16 protein-coding genes are annotated in these 19,728 nt (G+C 74.3%); 5 read left to right on the forward strand and 11 right to left on the reverse strand.

The annotated features are described in order from the left end of the window. Positions 1-135: 135 nt before the first annotated feature. Positions 136-1,494, reverse strand: coding sequence for a class I SAM-dependent RNA methyltransferase (locus ACZ466_RS06065; protein ID WP_378284260.1), 1,359 nt, complete (start codon positions 1,492-1,494; stop codon positions 136-138). Then, positions 1,487-3,535, reverse strand: a complete 2,049-nt coding sequence (locus tag ACZ466_RS06070; protein ID WP_378284261.1) for an APC family permease — start codon at positions 3,533-3,535, stop codon at positions 1,487-1,489. Before ACZ466_RS06070 ends, ACZ466_RS06065 begins: the two co-directional genes overlap by 8 nt. Before the next feature lie 202 nt (positions 3,536-3,737). On the opposite strand from ACZ466_RS06070, the gene ACZ466_RS06075 reads away from it, so the two are divergent. Both ACZ466_RS06075 and ACZ466_RS06080 read left to right on the forward strand, forming a co-directional pair. Next, the gene (locus ACZ466_RS06075) at positions 3,738-4,403 is read left to right on the forward strand and encodes a potassium channel family protein (RefSeq protein WP_378284262.1); all 666 of its coding nucleotides are present in this window, start codon (positions 3,738-3,740) and stop codon (positions 4,401-4,403) included. After that, on the forward strand, positions 4,403-5,062 hold the full coding sequence (locus ACZ466_RS06080; protein WP_378284263.1) for a potassium channel family protein: 660 nt from the start codon (positions 4,403-4,405) through the stop codon (positions 5,060-5,062). Before ACZ466_RS06075 ends, ACZ466_RS06080 begins: the two co-directional genes overlap by 1 nt. Positions 5,063-5,106: 44 nt before the next feature. Here ACZ466_RS06080 and ACZ466_RS06085 read toward each other — a convergent pair whose 3' ends face one another. Both ACZ466_RS06085 and ACZ466_RS06090 read right to left on the reverse strand, forming a co-directional pair. Further along, positions 5,107-5,910 (reverse strand): DUF3159 domain-containing protein, encoded by an 804-nt coding sequence (locus tag ACZ466_RS06085; protein ID WP_378284264.1) that lies wholly within the window; start codon positions 5,908-5,910, stop codon positions 5,107-5,109. Between the two features lie 49 nt (positions 5,911-5,959). Continuing rightward, positions 5,960-6,400: an OB-fold nucleic acid binding domain-containing protein gene (locus tag ACZ466_RS06090; RefSeq protein ID WP_378284265.1), complete on the reverse strand. Its 441-nt coding sequence runs from the start codon at positions 6,398-6,400 to the stop codon at positions 5,960-5,962. A gap of 263 nt (positions 6,401-6,663) precedes the next feature. On the opposite strand from ACZ466_RS06090, the gene ACZ466_RS06095 reads away from it, so the two are divergent. Beyond that, entirely contained in the window at positions 6,664-7,884 is a 1,221-nt protein-coding gene (locus ACZ466_RS06095) for a L,D-transpeptidase (RefSeq protein ID WP_378284266.1), read from the forward strand. A 13-nt stretch (positions 7,885-7,897) separates the two neighbouring features. Here the strand turns inward: ACZ466_RS06095 and ACZ466_RS06100 are convergent, their stop codons facing one another. The 4 genes from ACZ466_RS06100 to ACZ466_RS06115 all read right to left on the reverse strand — a co-directional run bounded on the left by ACZ466_RS06100 (position 7,898) and on the right by ACZ466_RS06115 (position 13,099). Then, positions 7,898-8,803, reverse strand: coding sequence for a PhzF family phenazine biosynthesis protein (locus ACZ466_RS06100; RefSeq protein ID WP_378284267.1), 906 nt, complete (start codon positions 8,801-8,803; stop codon positions 7,898-7,900). A 49-nt stretch (positions 8,804-8,852) separates the two neighbouring features. After that, positions 8,853-10,655, reverse strand: coding sequence for a murein biosynthesis integral membrane protein MurJ (murJ, locus tag ACZ466_RS06105; protein ID WP_378284297.1), 1,803 nt, complete (start codon positions 10,653-10,655; stop codon positions 8,853-8,855). Positions 10,656-10,940: 285 nt separating this feature from the next. After that, positions 10,941-12,296: an FtsX-like permease family protein gene (locus tag ACZ466_RS06110; RefSeq protein WP_378284268.1), complete on the reverse strand. Its 1,356-nt coding sequence runs from the start codon at positions 12,294-12,296 to the stop codon at positions 10,941-10,943. A 2-nt stretch (positions 12,297-12,298) separates the two neighbouring features. Further along, a complete protein-coding gene (locus ACZ466_RS06115; RefSeq protein ID WP_378284270.1) occupies positions 12,299-13,099 on the reverse strand; it encodes an ABC transporter ATP-binding protein in 801 nt (266 codons plus the stop codon). A gap of 161 nt (positions 13,100-13,260) precedes the next feature. Here ACZ466_RS06115 and ACZ466_RS06120 point away from each other — a divergent pair, with 161 nt between their 5' ends. Beyond that, complete coding sequence (locus ACZ466_RS06120) at positions 13,261-13,962, forward strand: PIG-L deacetylase family protein (RefSeq protein ID WP_378284271.1); 702 nt, start codon at positions 13,261-13,263, stop codon at positions 13,960-13,962. A gap of 15 nt (positions 13,963-13,977) precedes the next feature. On the opposite strand, the gene ACZ466_RS06125 is transcribed toward ACZ466_RS06120, so the two are convergent. Then, the gene (locus tag ACZ466_RS06125) at positions 13,978-16,581 is read right to left on the reverse strand and encodes an outer membrane protein assembly factor BamB family protein (protein ID WP_378284273.1); all 2,604 of its coding nucleotides are present in this window, start codon (positions 16,579-16,581) and stop codon (positions 13,978-13,980) included. A gap of 145 nt (positions 16,582-16,726) precedes the next feature. Here ACZ466_RS06125 and ACZ466_RS06130 point away from each other — a divergent pair, with 145 nt between their 5' ends. Then, positions 16,727-17,644, forward strand: coding sequence for a helix-turn-helix domain-containing protein (locus ACZ466_RS06130; protein WP_378284274.1), 918 nt, complete (start codon positions 16,727-16,729; stop codon positions 17,642-17,644). Between the two features lie 11 nt (positions 17,645-17,655). Here ACZ466_RS06130 and ACZ466_RS06135 read toward each other — a convergent pair whose 3' ends face one another. Together ACZ466_RS06135 and ACZ466_RS06140 are read right to left on the reverse strand one after the other, a co-directional pair. After that, positions 17,656-18,711 (reverse strand): aldo/keto reductase, encoded by a 1,056-nt coding sequence (locus ACZ466_RS06135; RefSeq protein ID WP_464042978.1) that lies wholly within the window; start codon positions 18,709-18,711, stop codon positions 17,656-17,658. 189 nt (positions 18,712-18,900) lie between these two features. Next, a complete protein-coding gene (locus tag ACZ466_RS06140) occupies positions 18,901-19,728 on the reverse strand; it encodes a DUF3710 domain-containing protein (protein WP_378284276.1) in 828 nt (275 codons plus the stop codon).

Raw genomic sequence — 19,728 nt, forward strand, 5'->3', positions numbered from 1 at the left:
CCCGTTCATCAGGATGGTCCGTGGCGGGGGCGTGGCCCCCGCGAAGCACGGTGATGATGAGACGAAACGATCACGGTCCGCGTTGACGCGGTCAGCGTTCTGTCACCATGCGGCCATGCGGGTCAGAGCGAGGGACTAGCCCTTGACCAGCACCGCCAGGCACTCCACGTGCTGGGTCATCGGGAAGGCGTCGAAGGCGCGCAGGGTCTCCAGGGTCCAGCCCCGCTCGCTGAAGTAGGACAGGTCGCGGGCCAGGGTGGCGGGGTCGCAGGAGACGTAGGCGATCTTGCGGTCGGCCAGCCGGGCGATCTGGTCGACGACCTCGCGGCCCGCGCCCGCGCGGGGCGGGTCGAGGACGACGACGTCGGCGCCGCGGACCCGGGCGCCGCGGTGGTGGCCGCCGCCGCGCTTGGACTGGGTGCGGTCCGAGCCGTCGGCCCGGCCGAACTCCAGGTCGGGCAGGACCTCCTCCACCTGGCCCCGCTCCACCGCCGCCTGCGGCAGGTCGCGCAGGTTGAACTTGGCGTCCCGGACGGCCTGGGCGTCCGACTCGACCCCGACCACCAGGCCGTCGGAGCCGACGCGCTCGGCCAGCAGGGCGGCGAACAGGCCCACGCCGCAGTAGAGGTCGACGGCGATCTCGCCCGGTTTCGGGTCGAGGGCGTCCAGGACGGCGTCGGCCAGCAGCTGCGCGGCGCCGGGGTGGACCTGCCAGAACCCGCTGCCGCTCACCTGGAACAGGCGGCCCGACACCTCCTCGCGCACGTACGGCACCTGCGCGGGCGCGCCGCCCGGCCCCGGCTTGCGGGGCGGGCCCTTGCGGACCAGCCGGACCGGGACGTCCAGCCGCGGCACCCGGGCGTTGCGGCGGCCCTTGAGGGAGACCAGCCGGTCGCCGGTGGTCGCCGACACGATGCCCTCGACCGACGACGCCCCCGGCCAGCGCTTGCGCTCGATGCCCATCAGCTCCACCCCGGGGTGGGCGATCAGGCACTCGTCGACCGGCTCGATGTCGTGGGAGCGGTGGCGGCGCAGCCCGATCACGCCGTCCACGGCGGTGAACTGCACCCGGGTGCGCCAGCCCAGCCCGGGGCCGCGGTCGATCTCGGCGGGCGGAGAGGGGACCTCCTCGACGGTGACGCCGCGGGTGATGCCGGCCACCCGCTGGAGCTGCTCCTCGACCACGGCGGCCTTCAGGCGGCGCTGGGCGGGCAGCGAGGCGTGCTGCCAGTCGCAGCCGCCGCAGCGGCCCGGCCCGGCGAACGGGCAGGGCGCCGGCACCCGGTCCGGGGACGCCTCGAGGATCTCCACGGCGTCGGCGCGCAGGAAGTTGCGGGTGCGGTCGGTGACCCGGGCCCGGACCCGCTCCCCCGGCAGGGCGTGCCGGACGAACACCACCCGGCCCTCGTACCGGGCCACGCAGAATCCGCCGTTGGCGACGTTGCCGACCTCCAGGTCGAGCAGGTCGGGGGTTTCGGGCTCGAGATCAGTCACGGTCCGAAACGATACCGCCGCCCGGGCGTGCTCCCTCCTGATCGGACGGCGCGCGCGGGGGACGGCGCGAGGCGCCCGGCGCGACCGGCTCGGGCCGGCCCTTGAGCCGGTCGGACGAGCGCAGCTGCCACGGCACGCTGGTGACCATGACCCCGGGCACGAACAGCAGCCGGCCTTTGAGCCGCAGCGCGCTCTGGTTGTGCAGCAGATGCTCCCACCAGTGGCCCACCACGTACTCGGGGATGAACACGGTGATCACGTCGCGGGGGCTCTTGCGGCGCACGTTCTTGACGTAGTTGAGCACCGGCCGGGTGATCTCCCGGAACGGCGAGTCGAGGATCTTGAGCGGGACGGGGACGTCCAGCGCGTCCCACTCCTCCTGGAGCCGCCGCGACTCCTGCGCGTCCACCGCGACCGTGACGGCCTCCAGCGTGGACGGCCGGGTGGCGCGGGCGTACGCCAGGGCCCGCAGCGTCGGCTTGTGGATCTTCGACACCAGCACGATCGCGTGGTTGCGGGCGGGCAGCGCCACGTCCTCACCGCTGGGCACCAGTTCCGCGGCGACCCGGTCGTAGTGCCGCCGGATCCCCTTCATCAGCAGGAACAGCACCGGCATCGCGATGCAGACGATGTAGGCGCCGTGGGTGAACTTGGTCACCAGCACGACGACCAGGACCGTTCCCGTCATCATCAGGCCGAAGGCGTTGATCGCGCGGGCCCGTTTCATCTCGCGGCGCGCGGCCGGGGCGGTCTCGGTGGCCAGCAGCTTGTTCCAGTGCCGCACCATGCCCGTCTGGCTGACGGTGAACGACACGAACACGCCCACGATGTAGAGCTGGATCAGCTTGGAGACGTCGGCGTCGTAGGCGTAGATCAGCACCCCGGCCGCGGTGGCCAGGATGATGATGCCGTTGCTGAAGGCCAGCCGGTCGCCGCGGGTGTGCAGCTGGCGCGGCAGGTAGCGGTTCTGCGCCAGCACCGAGCCCAGCACCGGGAAGCCGTTGTAGGCGGTGTTGGCGGCCAGCACCAGGATCAGCGCGGTCATCAGCGTGACGAAGCCGAACATCACCGGGGCGTTGCTGAACACCGTGTGCGCGACCTGGGCGACCACCGGGTCCTGCTGGGAGACGTCCCGTCCGGTGGCCGGGTCGATCAGGGTGCTGCCGTGGCTGGGGTCGGCGAACTTGGCGTCGGTGATGTAGGCCAGCGCGGTCACGCCGCAGAACATCGTCATCGCGATCACGCCGAGCAGCAGCAGCGTGGTCGCGGCGTTCCGGCCCTTGGGCTTGCGGAAGGCGGGCACGCCGTTGCTGATCGCCTCGACGCCGGTCAGCGCGGCGCAGCCGGACGCGAACGCCCGCATCAGCAGGAAGATCAGCGCGAAGCCGCCGACGCCCATCTCCTCGCCGCGGACCTCGAAGTGCGCGGTCTCGGCCTGCAGGTCGGCGCCCATCAGAAGCCGGCCGAACCCCCAGACCAGCATGGAGAAGATGCCGAACATGAACAGGTAGGTCGGGATCGCGAAGGCCATCCCGGACTCCTTGAGCCCGCGCAGGTTGAGCACGGTCAGGATGACCACCAGGATGATCGCGGCCGCGACCTTGTGCTCCCCCACGATGTGCACGAAGGCCCCGAGGTTGGCGACCGCCGAGGAGATCGACACCGCGACGGTGAGGACGTAGTCGACCAGCAGGGCGCTGGCCACCACCACCCCCCAGTTGCCGCCCAGGTTCTCGGTGGCGACCTCGAAGTCGCCGCCGCCGCTGGTGTAGGCGCGCACGTTCTGCCGGTACGAGGCGACCACCGTGAGCAGGATGACCACCACGGCCAGCGCCACCCAGGGGGTGAACTGGTAGGCGGCGAGCCCGGCGATCCCCAGGGTGATGAGGATCTCCTGCGGGGCGTAGGCGACCGAGGACAGCGCGTCGCTGGCGAACACCGGCAGCGCGATCCTCTTGGGAAGCAGCTGCTCGTGCTGCTGGGCGCTGCGCAGCGCGCGGCCCAGCAGTGCGCGTTTCACAAGGTCGGGAACCTTCGACACGGAAGGAGACTCTAGCCCCCGCGGCCGACGTCCCTGTGATAAGCCCACCCCTTGGGGGCGAATCGCGTCCAGCCGCTGGTGGGCGTGGCGGGCGGCGGTCCGGCCGGGTAGTACTTGTCTGGGCGGATGTGTAGTTTTGCAGCCCGGCAGCAGCAGTGAGTGAGCGATCCCGCGTAGGAACGGGGAAGGAACGGGAACGGGCGTGCATATCGTGATCATGGGGTGCGGCCGCGTCGGGTCGACGCTCGCCCATATCCTGGAGGACAAGGGTCATTCGGTGGCCATCATCGACCAGAACCCGGAGGCCTTCCGCAGGCTCCGCAGCGGGTTCAAGGGCCGCCGCGTCACCGGTTTCGGCTTCGACCGCGACGTGATCGCCGAGGCCGGCATCGAGCACGCCTCCGCGTTCGTGGCGGTCAGCAGCGGCGACAACTCCAACATCATCTCCGCCCGGGTGGCCCGGGAGACCTTCGGCGTCGACAACGTGGTGGCGCGGATCTACGACCCCCGCCGCGCCGAGGTCTACCAGCGCCTGGGCATCCCGACGGTGGCGACGGTGCGGTGGACCGCCGACCAGATCCTGCGGCGGCTGCTGCCCGAGGGCGCCGAGCCGCTGTACCGCGACCCGACCGGCGAGGTGGTGCTGGCCGAGCTGGACACCGGGCCGATCTGGGTCGGCGACAAGGTGACCACGCTGGAGGAGGCCGCCGACACCCGGGTGGCGTTCCTGTCGCGGATGGGCGAGGCGCTCGTCCCGCACGCCGACACGGTGATCCAGGACGGCGACATCGTGCACATCATCGCCCGTGCCGGCGATCTGGAACGGATCAACGCCGCGGTCGCGGTGCGCACCGAGGAGGACGCGTGATGCGGGTCGCGATCGCCGGGGCGGGGGCGGTGGGCCGCTCCATCGCCCAGGAGCTGCTGGAGAACGGCCACGAGGTGCTGCTGATCGACAAGAGCCCCAAGGCCATCAAGGTGGAGATGGTGCCGCGGGCCGAGTGGCTGCTGGCCGACGCCTGCGAGATCGCCTCGCTGGACGACGCCGCGCTGGAGCGCTGCCAGGTGGTGGTCGCCTCCTCCGGGGACGACAAGGTCAACCTGGTGGTGTCGCTGCTGGCCAAGACCGAGTACGGGGTGCCGCGCGTGGTGGCCCGGATCAACCACCCCAAGAACGAGTGGCTGTTCAACGAGTCGTGGGGTGTGGACGTGGCCGTCTCCACGCCGCGGCTGCTGTCGGCCCTGGTGGAGGAGGCGGTCAGCGTCGGCGACCTGGTCCGGCTGATGACCTTCCGGCAGGGCGAGGCCAACCTGGTGGAGCTGACGCTGCCGGAGGACGCGCCGCTGGGCGGCGAGCGGGTCGGGTCGGTGGACTGGCCGCGCGACACCGCCCTGGTGGCGATCCTGCGGGAGGGGCGGGTGCTGGTGCCAGCCGCCGACGACACGCTGGAGCCGGGCGACGAGCTGATGTTCGTGGCCAGCCAGGACGTGGAGGACGAGCTGGCCGAGCTCCTCGGCGCCCGCTGAGCGACGGCGCCCGCGGCGTCCCGGGGCCCGCCGGGCCCCGGCCGTCAGCGGGCGCCGGGCCCCGGCCGGAGCGGGGTGCGGCCGCGGGCCAGCACCCAGACCATCACGGCCAGCGCCGCCACCTGCAGCGGCCAGCCCATGGCGATCTTGGTGGCGCCCAGCAGCGCGCTCTGGTCGCCGTCGGCGAGGTAGATCGGGTACTGCACGACCACCCGCAGCACGCAGGGCGCCAGCAGGATCCAGGTCAGCCGGGAGCACAGCCGCAGGATCTGCGGGTCGGACCGCCAGCCGGTCGGGTCGCCGGTGACCGAGCCGATGATGAAGCCCACCACCGGCCAGCGGGCCAGGATGGACACCAGCATCGCCACCCCGTAGCCGGCGTTGACCAGGATGCCGGGCATGAAGGCGTCCTCGGCCTTGCCCGAGCGCAGCGCGAAGAACGCCGCGATCGCGATGCCGAGCAGGCTGTTGAGGACGAACTGCGGGTTGGAGCGCTGGACGAGCCGGACCGCCAGCAGCAGCACGGCCGCGCCGATGCCGACCGTGACGGCCGTCCTGACCTCGTGGGTCACGACGTAGGTGGCGGTGAAGCCGATGGTGGGGACGGCGGCCTCGACCATGCCGCGGACGCCGCCGAGCGCCTTGGACAGCTGCGCCCGCACCGCCGCCTCGACGGTGTCGTGCGCGCTGCCGCCCCGGGCCGCCGCGGTCGCGCCGCCGTCCGCGCCCTCCGCGGCGTCCGCGGCGTCCGCGCTCTCCGCGGCCTTGGCGGTCTCGGCCTTGGCCGTCTCGGTCTCGGCGCTCTCGGTCTCGGCGGCCGCGCCGGTGGCCGCCGGTCCCTCGCTCATCGGTCGCAAGGCGTCCTCTCCCGCTCGGATCGTTCGGTGGGTACGTCCGTCACGAGCCGCCGCGCAGTTCGTACCGGGGATTGAACATGACCTTGCGGCCGTCCTGCACGCTCACCAGGCCCTCGGCGTGCAGCCGCCGGCCGGGGTCGATCCCGGCGATCTTCCGCCGGCCCAGCCAGACCAGGTTGATCACGTCGGTGCCGTCGTAGAGCTCGGCCTCCAGGGCCGGGGCACCGCCGCGGGGTCGCAGGGTCACGGTCCGTAGCGTACCCGCCACGCGGGCGCGCTTGCGCGCGGCGCACGCCGTGATCGGCGTGGCCCCCTCCTCGTCGGAGGTCTTCTGCAGTTCCTCGGCCTCCAGCTCGGCCTTGCTGGAGGCCATGCGGCGCAGGAAGCGCCGCAGCCCGCCGCGGCCGCGCCCGTCCTCGGGAGCGGCGGTGGAAGCGGGCTCGCCCGTTTCCGGCTTCCTGTCGGCCGGCACCTCGTCCATGTTCGAAACCCTAAGGCATCACACCGCCCGACGAACCGCCCGACGGCCGACGAAGCTCCAGATGAGCGGATGGATGGCGAGATCTGGGGATCTCGTCCTGACCCCCGGGGCCTTCACCGAACCGAGACCGCGCGGGCGGCCCGGCACGGCCACGCCGGGACGGCCGACGGGCTAGGTTGGCGTGCGTCTATCACTCTGAGTAAACAAATCACTACGAATCAGTACGGAATTGAATGAACGCGGCAAAGGCAACGGGGGCGGCAATGCTGCGACGCGCGTATCGGCTGGTACCGGCCATGGTCCTGGTGGCGCCGGGGGCCGTGGCGTGCGGGGGCGGCGACGGCGGAGGGGACGGGTCCGGGGGCCCGGCCGGGCGGGCGGCGCCGTCCCCGCCCGCCCCGATCCGGTTCACGCCCGGCGACGGGGCCCGCGACGTGCGGCCCGACCGGCCGGTGATCGTCACGGCGGCGCGCGGAACGCTCCACAAGGTGGTCCTGCGGGGCGGCGGCGACCGCGCCGACGGGCGGCTGTCCCCCGACCGGCTCACCTGGCGCACCCGCTGGACACTGCGTCCCGCCACCACCTACACGGTGACCGCGACCGGCACCGGCGCCAGGGGCGAGCCGACCGCGCTCACCGGCCGGTTCACCACGCTCCGGCCGCCGGGGACGTTCGCGATCAGCGACGTCACGCCGCGCGCGGGCGAGGTGGTCGGGGCGGGCATGCCGCTGATCGTCACCTTCGACCGGCCGATCGCGCGCCGCGCCGCCGTGGAGGAGGCCCTGGAGGTCCGCATGCGGCGGGCGGTGCCGGGCGCCTGGCGCTGGACGGGCCCGCGCCAGGTGGTGTTCCGCCCGCGCCGCTACTGGCCGTCGGGCCAGCGGGTGACGCTGCTGGCCCACACGGCCGGGGTGCGGGCGGCCCCCGGCGTGTACGGGGCGTCCGGCCGGACGGCGGGGTTCCGGGTGGGCGTGCGCCGGATCAGCACCGTGGACGTGCGGCGGCACCGCATGACCGTCCAGGAGAACGGCAGGACGGTGCGGTCGGCGGGCATCAGCGCGGGCAAGGGCGGGACGCGGGCGTACACCACCACCAGCGGCGTCCACCTGGCGATGAGCAGGAACGACCCGATCACCATGACGTCGGCCTGGATGGGCGTGACCGACGAGGACGACCCCCGCTACTACAAGAAGAGCGTGCGCCACGCCGTGCAGATATCCAGCAGCGGGGAGTACGTGCACGCGGCGCCCTGGTCGCTCCGGCAGCAGGGGCGCGCGAACGTCAGCCACGGCTGCGTCAACGCCTCCCCTGAGTTCGCCCAATGGTTCTACGCGCGTTCACTGCGCGGCGACATCGTGCACGTGACGGGCACCGACCGCGCCCTGGAGCCCTACAACGGGTGGGGCTTCTGGCAGCTCTCGTGGAAGCAGTGGATGGCGGGCAGCGCCCTCGAGCGCCCGGTCGTGGACGGTCGCGCCCACTGATGTCCCGGTTCGGTCAGTGCGGGATGGGGACGGCGGTGCCGGAGACGCGGACGCGGGTGTCGTCCTCGCGCAGTTCCACGTGCAGCACGCCCGGCCGCCGCATGTCCTCGCCCTGGTGGAGGGTGAGCCGGGCGGCCGGGGCGACCTCGACCGCGCCGAGCCGCCGCAGGTAGGCGCCGAACGCGGCGGCCGCCGCCCCGGTCGCGGGGTCCTCCACCACGCCGCCCACCGGGAACGGGTCGCGCACGTGGAAGGTGTCGGGCGTCTCCCGCCAGGCCAGCTGCACGGTGGTGAGGTCGCGGGCGGTCATGTACGCGGCGAGCCGGTCGAAGTCGTAGTCGAGGTCGGCCAGCCGCCGCCGGGTCCCGGCCGCCAGCACCAGGTGCCGCGCCCCGGCGTAGGCGACGCGGGGCGGCAGCGCGGGGTCGAGGTCGGCCTCGTCCCAGCGCAGCGCGGCCAGCGCCTCGGCGAGGTAGCTGGGGCTGATCTCCTGGACGTAGGGCTCCACGCTGGTGAGCGTCGCGCGCGGCAGGCCGTCCGGGCCCGCCTCCACCTCGACCGGGACGAGCCCGACCTGGGTGGCGAACGAGATCGTCCCGGGCCCGGAGCGTTCCGCCAGGGCCACGGCGGTGGCGATGGTGGCGTGGCCGCAGAACGACACCTCGTCGCGGGGGCTGAAGTAGCGCACGGCCCACGTGCGCCCGGGCTCGCCGAGGTGGTCGGGGGCGCGGGTGAGGAAGGCGCTCTCGGAGTACCCGACCTCCGCCGCGATGGCCAGCATCGCCGAGTCGTCCAGGCCGGTGGCGTCCAGGACGATCCCGGCCGGGTTGCCGCCGCACGGGTCGGTGGTGAACGCCGCGTACCGGAGCACGGTGGGGGGCGACACGTCCCGCGCCATGGCGGGCGGCGGAGTCATCATGGCCGCGCCAACACCTCCGCCGCCGCTTTTATTCCCATTTGTCGATAAATCAGGGGGTTTCCTGGCGGGCGGGCCGGCGGAACAGCGGCAGCCTCGCCCGCGCCACGTCCAGGAAGAAGCCCACCTCGGCCACCCGCAGCAGCCGGGCGCCCGCGACGTACAGCAGCCCGCCCCCGAGACCGCCCACCGCCATCGCCAGCACCCCCGGCACCCGGTCCCCGGGAAGGTGCCCGAACGCCCACACGCACCCGGCCGCGAACAGCCCGCCCGGCAGCGCCGCCAGGTACAGCAGCGTCAGCGAGCGCAGGATGCGCCGCCCGTCCATGCCGCCCAGCCTCCGCCGCAGCACCAGCGTCGCCCCCGCCGTGCCCACGACGTAGAACAACCCGTAGGACACCGGAAGCCAGAACACCACGTGCCGGGCCGGCAGCAGCGCCAGCAGCCCCACCGCCATCGCCGCCTGCGCCAGGCCCGCCGGAACGGCCAGCAGCCCCGGCGTCCGGGTGTCCCCCAGCGCGTAGAACACCCGCATCTGCAGCTGGAACAGCGTGAACGGGATCACCATCACGGCGAACACCATCAGCACCAGCCCGATCCGCCGCGCGTCGACCGGCTCGGTGCTCCCGTACGCGAACAGCAGCACCGCCCCCGGGACCGCGAACACCAGCATCGCCACCGACAGCGGCACCAGCAGCGCCGAGGCCAGCCGCAGCCCGCGCGAGAAGTCGGCCCGCAGCAGGTCACGCCGCCCGTCGGCCACGTGCGCGCTCATCCGCGGCAGCAGCGCGGTGATCACCGACACCGCGATGATCGCGTACGGCAGCTGGAACACCACCTCGGCGAACTTGTACGCCGCCAGCCCCGCGCCCGGGGCCCCCGACTCCTCGGCCGCCCGCGCGCCCGCGCGGGTCGCCACGTTCGTGGAGACCAGCAGCCCGCCCTGCGCCACCACGATGTAGACCAGCATCCACAGCGCGCTCCGCGCCGCCTCCCCGAAACCCGAGCCGCGCAGGTCCAGCCGGGGCCGCCAGCGGAACCCCGCCCGCCACAGCGACCAGACCAGGATGAGGCTCTGCACCGCCGTGCCCAGCGCCGAGCCAAGCGCCAGGAGGGTCAGCTCGCCGTCGGTCACCGAGTCCACGGTCCGGCCCGGCCCCGCGACCGCCAGGAACGCCGCCCCGGCCCCGACGGTGATGAGGTTGTTGACGATCGGCGCCCACATCGGCGCGCCGAACCGCTCCCGCGCGTTCAGCAGCGCCCCGGCGACGCCGCTGACGCCGATGAACAGGATCTGCGCCAGCAGCAGCCGGGTCAGCAGCACCGCGATGTCGTACTGGCGGCCCGCGTACCCCGCGTACGCCGACACCAGCGGGCCCGCCGCCAGCATCGCGGCCGCGGTGAGCACCAGCAGCCCCGCCACCGCGGCCGTGAACAGCCGGTGCTCGGTGGCGGCGCCGCCGTCGGCGTCCCGCCTGCGCCGCTTGACCAGGAACGGCACGAACACGCTCGACAGCAGCCCGCCCAGCAGCAGCGCGTACACCGCGAAGGGGATCATGTCGGCGGTCTGGTAGGCGTCGCCCAGCAGCCCCACGCCCAGCGCCGCGCTCAGCACGGTGGTGCGCAGGAACCCGGTGGCGCGGGAGAACACCGTCCCGATCGCCATGACCGCGCTGGAGTGCGCCACCCCGGGCCGGGCCGCCCGGGCGGCGGTGCGGACCTCGTCCCGCTCGGCGCCCGGCCGGTCGGCCACGCCCGGGTCCCCGACGTCGCCGGGGTCGCGCATCGGGACCAGGCCGATCTCCGGCTCGGTGGGCGGCTCGTACCGCTCGGCGGCGTCGAAGACCGCGGGCATGACGGCCGCGCCGCGCTCCTCCCCGGCCCGCCGCTCCCGGCCCCGCCCGCCGCCCGCCCGCCCGGCCGGCTCGCCGCCGCCGGGCGCCTCCTCCCGCTCCTCGCTCAGGAGCGATCGCGCGCCGTCCTCCGGTTCCCGATTCACCCGCTCGTCCACACGAGGGACCCTACGCGCCCCCGTCCACCCCCCGTGACCACCGCCGACCAGCACCGCACCCCGTGCACGCCGGAGCGGGGCGTCCGCCTCGCGGCGGGCGCCCCGCTCCCGGGTGCGCGGTTCTGGTTCTCAGACGTTCACCGCCTCCACCGCCGGGACGCGGACCGCGCGGCGCGCCGAGCCGACCGCCGACGCCATCGTCAGCGCCACCGCGATGGCGACGACCGCCGCGAAGGTCAGCGGCTCCAGCTCCGGCAGCGCCGTCCCGGCCCGGGCGACGCCGAACGGCAGGACGGTGAACAGCGACGCGAACGCCCCGCACGCCACCCCGATCCCGGTCAGCAGCACGCCCTCCAGCGTCACCGCGCCCAGCACCTGGCCCGGCGTCGCGCCCGCCAGCCGCTGCTGCCCGAACTCCCGGCGCCGGTACGCGGTCGCCGCGATCAGCGTGTTCACCAGCATCAGCGCGGTGAAGACCAGGATCATCCCGATGACCACGAAGTTGAGCGTGGCGATGTTCTTCTGCTCCACCGTGGACGCCAGACCGGCCGCGGCCATGGCGTCGTTCTCGATCTCCTGCAGGTAGAGCGTGCCGACCGCGGCCCCGGTGAACAGGATGATCGGCATGACCGCCCCGGCCATCTGCCCGGTCCGCCGGCGCAGCGTGCTCACCGCCAGGTCGCCGGCCACGCCGAACCACCCCAGCGGGCGGGCCAGCAGCGCGGCGGCCGTCCGGATCAGCCACGGCGCCAGCAGCGCCAGCCCCAGCGAGGCCAGGATGTCGGCCTGCCCCGCGGTCGCCATGGCGTCCATGCCCTTGCCGCGCATCACCGTGGCGGTGACCACGGCCAGGTTCAGCGCCACCAGCAGGAACACGATCCCGGCCGCGACCCTGACCCTGCCCGCCCTGACCCGGCCCACGGCCGCGTCGGCCAGCGACTCGGCCACCCGGCCCCGCACCGTCCGGCGCACCGTGATGACGGCGGCGCCGGCCGCCGACACCAGCGTGATGCCCAGGCCCATCGCCAGGGCGAACGGGCCGAAGGAGTACGGCACCGACTCCGGCACCTGGTCGGTGGAGTGCAGCAGCTCCAGCAGGCCGGTGCCCGCCAGGTAGCCGGGCAGGACGGCCAGCGCCCAGGCCGCCACGGCCAGCCCGGACGCCTCGCCCACCACCATCCGGCCGATCTGGGCCGGGGTGGCGCCCACGCTCTTGAGCAGCGCCATCTCCTCGGCCCGCTGCCGGACCGACAGGGTCAGCGTGGAGGTGACCGCGAGGACCACCAGCATCAGCCCCCAGACCCCCACCACCGTGGCCATGATCACCAGCGTCTCCCGGGCCGCGCCGGTGGCCTCGCCGGCCACCGCGGTGTCCAGCATCGACGCGAAGGCCATCAGGATCGTCGCGCCCAGGAACATCGCCAGGAAGCTGGCGGCGAACCCGCCCGCCCGCGCCCGCAGCGACCGCAGAGCCAGCCCGAGCATCGTCACACCCCCGCCGCGACGCGCTGGCGCTCGACCTCGTCGGCCAGGTGCGTCATCCGCTCGGCCACCGCCTCGGCGGTGGGCGTCTGCAGGCTGCCGACCAGGCGGCCGTCGGCCAGGAACAGCACCGCGTCGGCGTACGAGGCCGCGACCGGGTCGTGGGTGACCATGACCACGGTCCGCCCGTACAGCCGCACCGACTCCCGCAGCAGCTCCAGCACCTCGCGGGCGCTGCGGGTGTCGAGCGCGCCGGTGGGCTCGTCCCCGAACACCACCTTCGGCTCGGTCACCAGCGCCCGCGCGATCGCGACCCGCTGCTGCTGGCCGCCCGACAGCTCCGCGGGCAGGTGGTGCAGCCGGTCGGCCAGCCCCACCCGTGCCAGCACCTCGCGGGCGCGGGCCCGGTCGACCTTCCGGCCCGCCAGCTTCAGCGGCAGCGTCACGTTCTGCATCACCGTCAGCGTCGGCAGCAGGTTGAACTGCTGGAACACGAACCCGATCCGCTGCCGCCGGAACTTGGTCAGCGCGGCCTCGCCGCCCCCGGCCGCCAGCTCGGCGCCGTCGACGTAGACCCGGCCCCCGGTCGGGCGGTCCAGCCCCGCCGCGCACTGCAGCAGCGTGCTCTTGCCGGACCCGGACGGGCCCATCACCGCGGTGAACGTCCCGGTCGGCAGCGACAGCGACACGCCGTCCAGCGCCGCCACCCGGTTCCCCGCCGTCCCGTAGACCTTGCGCACGTCCTCAAGCCTCAGCGCCTCCCCGGTGCCGACCGGCTCGCCCGCCCGCCGCCTGCTCCCCAGCATCGCCCTACCTCCTTGAACTCCTCCACGACCGCCCCTCGGCGCCTGGAATCGACGCTACGGAGCCCGCGGGCGGCCGACGATGGTCCCAGACCGCCGCTCGAGGTAGGCAAAACCCCACCTTCCCGCACCCGCGGCCCAGCAAGATCGGCCAGAATCGGGGCATGGAACCGGTACCTGAGGACTGGACGCGCGCGCTGGCGATCGTGGCGCACCCCGACGACCTGGAGTACGGCGGCTCCACCGCCGTCGCCAAGTGGACCGCGCAGGGCAAGACCGTGGTGGAGCTGCTGGCCACCCGGGGCGAGGCGGGCATCGACGGGATGGACCCGGAGGAGGCGGCCCGGGTCCGCAGCGTCGAGCAGGTCGAGGCGGCCCGCGCGGTCGGCGTGGAGAACGTCGAGTTCCTGGACCTGGCCGACGGGATCCTGGAGTACGGGCTGCCGCTGCGCCGGCTCCTGGCCGAGGCCATCCGGCGGCACCGGCCCGAGGTCGTCCTCTCGCTGAACTTCCGCGACACCTTCCCCGGCGGGGGCTTCAACATGGCCGACCACCGGGCGCTCGGCCTGGCCGTGGTGGACGCCATGCGGGACGCCTCCAACCGCTGGGTGTTCCGCGACCTGGACCTGGAGCCGTGGCAGGGCGTCCGGTTCGCGCTGTTCGGCGGCTCCCCGGAGTGCACCCACTACGTGGACGTCACCGGCCACCTCGACGCGGGCATCGCCTCCCTGGAGGCCCACAAGGTCTACTTCGCCGGGCTGGGCGAGGAGTTCGACGCCCGCGAGTTCCTGACCGGCCTGGTCGGCCCCGCGGGCGAGCAGGTCGGCGTGACCCACGCGATGCCGTTCGAGCTCATCGAGCCCTGACGCCGGCGGGGCGGGTCAGGCCGTCCTGCGGTGGACGGCGAACGAGGTGGTCCCGCTCAGGTCGCCGAGGCCGTAACCGTCGAGGACGACCACGTACCGGGGGCCGACGAGGTGCGGCAGCCCCGGAAGCCGGTCGGAGACGACGCGCCCCGCGCCGTCGGCGGTCAGGAAATCCCCGCTGTTCGCGCCGGCGGGCCCGTACGAGGTCGGCTTCTTCCACGTCACGAACAGCCGGTCGTCGTGGGCGGTGACCCCGGTGATGGCCGTCCAGGGCAGCGCGGCGAAGGCGGCGCGGCCCGGGGCGAGCCGCACGGCGACGGCGTAGGGGACCCGGTCGCGGCCGCTTGCGGTGACCCTGCCGTCCGGCCTGGAACCGGCCACCGCCCGGCACGCCACAAGCCGCTCGCCTCCCTCGCAGCGGTCGAGCGGCGCGCCGGTGCGGGCGAGCTCGCGGCCGGTGGACGGGTCGAGCGCCGCCGCGCCGTCGGGAAGCCGGACGATGACCGCCGTGGCCCCGGCCAGGTGGAGCGGCTCCGCTCCGGGACGGCTCCAGCGTGGCTTGCCGGTGGCCGCGTCCAGCCCCGCCACGCCGCCGCCCCGCTTCCTGACCACGACGATCCCGCCGGCGACGCCCACGGGATCGTGGCCGGGCCGGGACCACGCCCTGCGCCCGGTCGCGGCGTCCAGGACGGTCGTGACGACGTCGTCGGGACGGGAGTACACGGAGCGGTGACCGGAGCCGGCGGCCACCGTCCGGCCGGAGGCGACCACGGTCGTCGGTGCCCGCTCCTTCTCCGAGAACGCGGTCTTCCACCGGACCTTGCCGTCGACGGGCGACAGCGCCACCACTCCGTTCTCACCGCGCGTCCTGGCGTCGCCGTCGGACACGTCCGTGTACGGCACCACCAGCAGCCGCTCGCGTCCGGGTCCGGCGGCGACCTCGAAGTCCGCGGAGGCCAGCCGGAGGCCCGCGCCGAGCGTGCCTTCCACCGACACCGACCAGCGTTCCCGGCCGGTCGCGGCGTCGGCGGCGCCCACCCGCCAGCCGTTCCCGCCCCGGGCGTCCCGCCCGGAGTAGACGAGCGTCTCGTCGACGAGCCGCAGCCGCGCCACGCTCCGCAGTCCGAGCTCGCTCGCCCCCGCCGATCCCGAGCGCAGCGTGGCCTTCCCCTGCCACAGGGGGCGCGCTTCCACGGCCAGCGGCCCCTGCTCCGGAGCGCCGGAGGGGTCAGGGCCCGGCGGACGGACCGGTCCGGCGGCGGCACGGTGGATCGCCAGCCCGTTCGGCTCGGCGCGACCGGTGTCGCCCTCGACCCGGGTCCGGAAGGCGAGGAACCCGTCCGCGACGGCCGCGACCGGCTGGGGCAGCGCGTCGCCGAGCCTGTTGCCGGCGCGGTCCACCACGGCGCCGACGTGGACGTCGTCCTCGTCCAGCGAGCTGAGGAAGATCCGGTTCCCGTGGACGGCGTCCACCGACACCTTGGCGGCCCCCGCGCCGAGCACCCTCCTCCCGGTCATCGACGGCACGCCGCTCCCGCCCGCGATCCGGACCGTGACCAGCGAGCCGGACCGGACGGAGCAGGCGATGAGGCCGTGCCCGTCGTCGGCGCACCCGGCCACCTGCGCGCGCAGCCGGTGCACCACCCCGCCGGTCGCGGTGCTCACCAGCAGGCTGCCCGAGCCGTCCACCGTGCTGCCCGTCCGGACGACGGCGTGCGTGGGCGTGGCCGCCATGAGCTGGGAGCTCGTGTGGCCAGAGCCCAGGCTCCAGCGGTCCCGTCCGGTGGCGGCGTCCAGGGCCACCAGCGACACCTGCCCGAACTCGGAGGGCCCGGTCTCGGAAAGGCCGGCCGGGGTGTCGGACATCCCCGCGTACTTCTCGGCCAGGACGACATCTCCAGCGAACCGCAGGCCCCAGACGCCCGGCCGCCGCCACAGCTCGCGCTTTCCGGCGGCGTCGAGCGCGACCGTCACCAGCCCGTCCCCCGAGGCGGTGCGGGCGACGGCCAGGACGGCACGGTCACCGGCCGCCATCGGCCGGATCTCCCCGCCGAGCCGCTCCAGCGCGTCGCCGTCGTCCTCGCCCGGCCGGACGATCGGGCGCTTCCACCGGACGCTCCCGTCCCGGCCGGACAGGGCCGCGACGCCCTGCTCACGCGGCGCCTCGAAGGTGTCGCCGACGTAGTAGGGGACGAGGACGGTCCAGTCGTCCCCGGTCCCCGCGAGCACCGGGCGTCCCGTACCGCCCAGCGCTCCACCGGCCGTCGACCCCGTCCGGGCCGCCTGGTACACGGCTCCGCCGCCGCCCTTGAGGGTCGCGCCGCGCTCCAGGGTCCAGCGGGGCAGCCCGGTCGCCGCGTCGACCACCGCCAGCCGGCCCTCGGCGTCGCCGACGACGGCGTCGCCACCGCGCAGCTCCACGCCCGTCCTCTTGTTCAGGCCGAGCCTGACCCCCTCCCACAGGGGCCGCTCGCTGAAGGAGACGGGGCCGGGACTCCTCTCCCCGTCAGGCAGGGGCTCGGGGCCGGGCTCGGACCCGGCGGAGAACCACACCCAGCCCCCGGCGACCAGGACCGCCACGGCGAGGGCGACCGCGGTCCAGCGCATCCGTCCGCTCATGGGCCCGCCCCCGCCGCATCGAAGTGATCTTCAATGGATGGGACTCCCCCGGCCGCCGGGAGGTTCCGCCCCGGTTTTAGCCCTCCTTTCGGCGGCGGGCGGGATCATCCTCGGGAGCGGCGGGGCGGGAGCGAAGGGCGGGTCCATGGCGGGACGAACGGCTCCGATCCACCGGTACGGCGGGCGCGACCTGTGGCGCCGGTCCCTGGAGTGGAACGGCATCGCCGTCGAGCACGTCCGCTGGCGGGCGGCCGATGACTCCGAGGGCCTCACCGAGCGCCCCGAGCACCTGCTGTTCGTCACCCTCTCCGGGACGACCGGGCGCACCACCGCCGTCGTCGACGGGGAGCGCCGCTCGGAGACCGCCGACTTCCCCGGCGCGGCGACGTTCATCCCCGGCACGCGCCGCCGCTGGACCCGCTACCAGGGCGGGACGATCACCTATGCCGCGCTCCGGCTCGACCCGTCCCACCTGCACGCCCTCGGCGGAGCCGGCCGCCTCGGCGACACCCGCCGGATCGAGTTCGGCGCCTTCACCAACCGGCCCGACCCGTTCCTGCACCAGCTGGCCGCGGCGCTGGTGGACGGCCCGCCCGGCGGCGGCGCCGCCGACCAGCTCTTCGCCGACAGCCTCGCGACGACGCTGATGCTGCACCTCGTCCGGCGCTACTCCAACCTCGCCGGGCCGCACCGGGCGGCGGCGCCGCGCCGTCCCCGGCCCCTGAACGGGACGGCGCTGCGCGCGGTGCTCGACCACATCCACGGCAACCTCGGCGAGGACCTGCGGATGGACGCTCTCGCGGCCGTCGCCGGGATGGACCGCCACCACTTCGCGCGCGCGTTCAAGGCCGCGACCGGGACCCCGCCTCACCGGTACGTGACCGAGCGGCGCCTGGAGCTGGCCGCCCGGCTGCTGCGCGAGCGCGCCGACCCGCCGCACGCGATCGCCGACATCGCCTACCAGGTGGGCCTGTCCAGCCAGAGCCACCTGACGACCGCGTTCCGCAGGCGGTACGGGGCGACGCCGCACGCCTACCGCCGCGCCCACGGCGATCCGGTCTGAACCCTAGAGCCCTAGAGTTCGACCAGCCCGTCCTTGAACACCTTCCCCGGGTACCAGGGGGCGGAGTCGATGCCGGAGAACCCCGGGATCGACTCCATGTACCGCACCATGCGGCGCCGCGCCGCGCGGTCGGGCAGCGGGCCGCGCATGGCCGCGACGTTCTCCTCGGCGTGCGCCGGGTTCGTCGTCGCGGGCAGCACGCACGTGACCCCCGGGTGCGAGATCACGTACTTGAGGAAGAACTGCGCCCAGGTCTCGCAGCCGAACTCCCGCGCGAACCCGGGCACCCCGCGGTCGCCCACGACCGCGTGCAGCCGGGCCTTCTCCAGCGGCATGTTGACCATGACGGCGGTGCCGTGGTCGGCCGCCGCCGGCAGGATCCGCCGCTCCGCCTCCCGCATGAAGATCGAGTACCGGACCTGGACGACGTCCAGGTCCCCGGTGCGGATCCAGCGCTCGACCGCCGGGGCCTGCTCGGGGATCTCGTGGTGGGTGACGCCCAGGTACCGGATCCGCCCCTCGCGCTTCAGCCGCCGCAGGATCGGCAGGATCATGGGCGCGTTGGTCAGGCTGTGCACCTGGACGGCGTCCAGCCGGCTCCGGCGCAGCCGCCGCAGCGACTGCTCGAACTGCCGCACCGCATGGCTGTCGTCGTTGAAGAACTCCCCGCACGCCCAGCTCTTGTCGGTGAGGAAGAGCCGGTCGGTGATGCCCAGCTCGCGGGCGAACTCCCCGACGTTGGCCTCCGACGTCCCGTACAGGGCGGAGGTGTCGACCACCCGGCCGCCGCCCTCCCAGAACCGGCTCATGACCTCCTTGATGTGGCCGCGCGGGGCGTGCGGCAGCTTGTCGAAGGTCATGAACGTGCCCAGTCCCACCGCCGGGACCCGTTCGCCGGTGCCGGGGATCTCCCGCGTCACCAGGTCCCGTCCGCCCGGAGCGCGCCCGCCGGGGGCGCCGCCGGACGCGGCCGCGGTGCCGCCCAGCGCCCCCGCCGAGGCCGCCGCCAGCGCGCCCGCGCCCGCCACTTTGATCACTTTCCGCCGCGAGGGCCGTTCCGCCGTCATGTCCGCTCCTCGTTCCCGCATCGTCCGCGATCGGCTCGTATCGCGGCCGATGCTGCCGGGCGGGCGGGAGGGGCGTCTTTCACGTCCGTGCCGGTTGCGAAATCGTGGCGCGGGCGGAAGGGCGGGAGGCGGGAACGCCGCGGGCCCGCCGGAGCGATCGCTCCGGCGGGCCCGCGGTGAAAGGCCGGGTCAGCGGACCTCGGTGATCTCCGGTCCGCGTTCGAAGGGGTTGAAGGTCTCGACCTTCTCCTCCTCCTCGTCCTCGGACGCCTCGCTGAACTCCTTGGGGATCTGCAGCTCCAGCAGCTCCCGCGGGGGCATCGGCGACTCGCCCCGGACGATCACGATGTTGCGGAACACGTCCTCGAGGACCTGCCACTGCTCCTCGTCCTCGATCGCGGCGCCCTGCACCACGGCCTGCAGGAACCAGCGCGGGCCGTCCACCCCGATGAAGCGGATCAGCTGCGGCGCCCAGCCCTGCTCGATGAACTCGGCCGGGATCTGCTCCCGGACCTCCTGCGGCATCTCGGCGAGGACCTCCTCGGTCAGCGCCGCGGGGACCATCGCCAGCAGCTCGGGGCCGAACGGGCCCTCGTTGTCCTGGGTCTGGCCCTGGGCCTCCTCCTGGATGTCCTTGGCGGTCTCCCGCCGGACCTCGTCCCAGATCCCGCTGCGCTTGGGAGCGGCGAACGCCTGCAGCTGCATGGCGCTCTCCTCGTACTGCACCAGCACCGCGACCGGGCGCCCGTCCAGCGGGTTGCCCTCGTCGTCGACCTGGGTGGCCTCGAAGTTCACCTGGAAGCCCAGCCCGGGTGCCACCGGCACCTGCAGCGACCCGAAGTCCAGGCGCTGCAGCTCCGGGTACTCGTCCTCGGAGTCCCAGGGGCCGCTGCCGGCGTCATTCTCGGGAGCCTCGTCGGCCGCGGCGTCCTCGGCCGAGGCGACCTCGGTCTCCTCGTCGGCCGGCTCGGGCCCCTTGGCGGGCTCATCGGCCTGACGGCGACGTCCAAAAGCCAC

The organism is Actinomadura rugatobispora, assembly GCF_055379765.1.

Coding starts and splice junctions, on each gene's coding strand:
- ACZ466_RS06085 (WP_378284264.1), bottom strand. CDS start 5,910: ATGAGCGAGGGACCGGCGGCCACCGGCGCGGCCGCCGAGACCGAGAGC.
- ACZ466_RS06130 (WP_378284274.1), top strand. CDS start 16,727: ATGGCGGGACGAACGGCTCCGATCCACCGGTACGGCGGGCGCGACCTG.
- ACZ466_RS06115 (WP_378284270.1), bottom strand. CDS start 13,099: ATGCTGGGGAGCAGGCGGCGGGCGGGCGAGCCGGTCGGCACCGGGGAG.
- ACZ466_RS06125 (WP_378284273.1), bottom strand. CDS start 16,581: ATGAGCGGACGGATGCGCTGGACCGCGGTCGCCCTCGCCGTGGCGGTC.
- ACZ466_RS06090 (WP_378284265.1), bottom strand. CDS start 6,400: ATGGACGAGGTGCCGGCCGACAGGAAGCCGGAAACGGGCGAGCCCGCT.
- ACZ466_RS06100 (WP_378284267.1), bottom strand. CDS start 8,803: ATGATGACTCCGCCGCCCGCCATGGCGCGGGACGTGTCGCCCCCCACC.
- ACZ466_RS06120 (WP_378284271.1), top strand. CDS start 13,261: ATGGAACCGGTACCTGAGGACTGGACGCGCGCGCTGGCGATCGTGGCG.
- ACZ466_RS06110 (WP_378284268.1), bottom strand. CDS start 12,296: ATGCTCGGGCTGGCTCTGCGGTCGCTGCGGGCGCGGGCGGGCGGGTTC.
- ACZ466_RS06080 (WP_378284263.1), top strand. CDS start 4,403: ATGCGGGTCGCGATCGCCGGGGCGGGGGCGGTGGGCCGCTCCATCGCC.
- ACZ466_RS06095 (WP_378284266.1), top strand. CDS start 6,664: ATGCTGCGACGCGCGTATCGGCTGGTACCGGCCATGGTCCTGGTGGCG.
- ACZ466_RS06135 (WP_464042978.1), bottom strand. CDS start 18,711: ATGACGGCGGAACGGCCCTCGCGGCGGAAAGTGATCAAAGTGGCGGGC.
- murJ (WP_378284297.1), bottom strand. CDS start 10,655: ATGCCCGCGGTCTTCGACGCCGCCGAGCGGTACGAGCCGCCCACCGAG.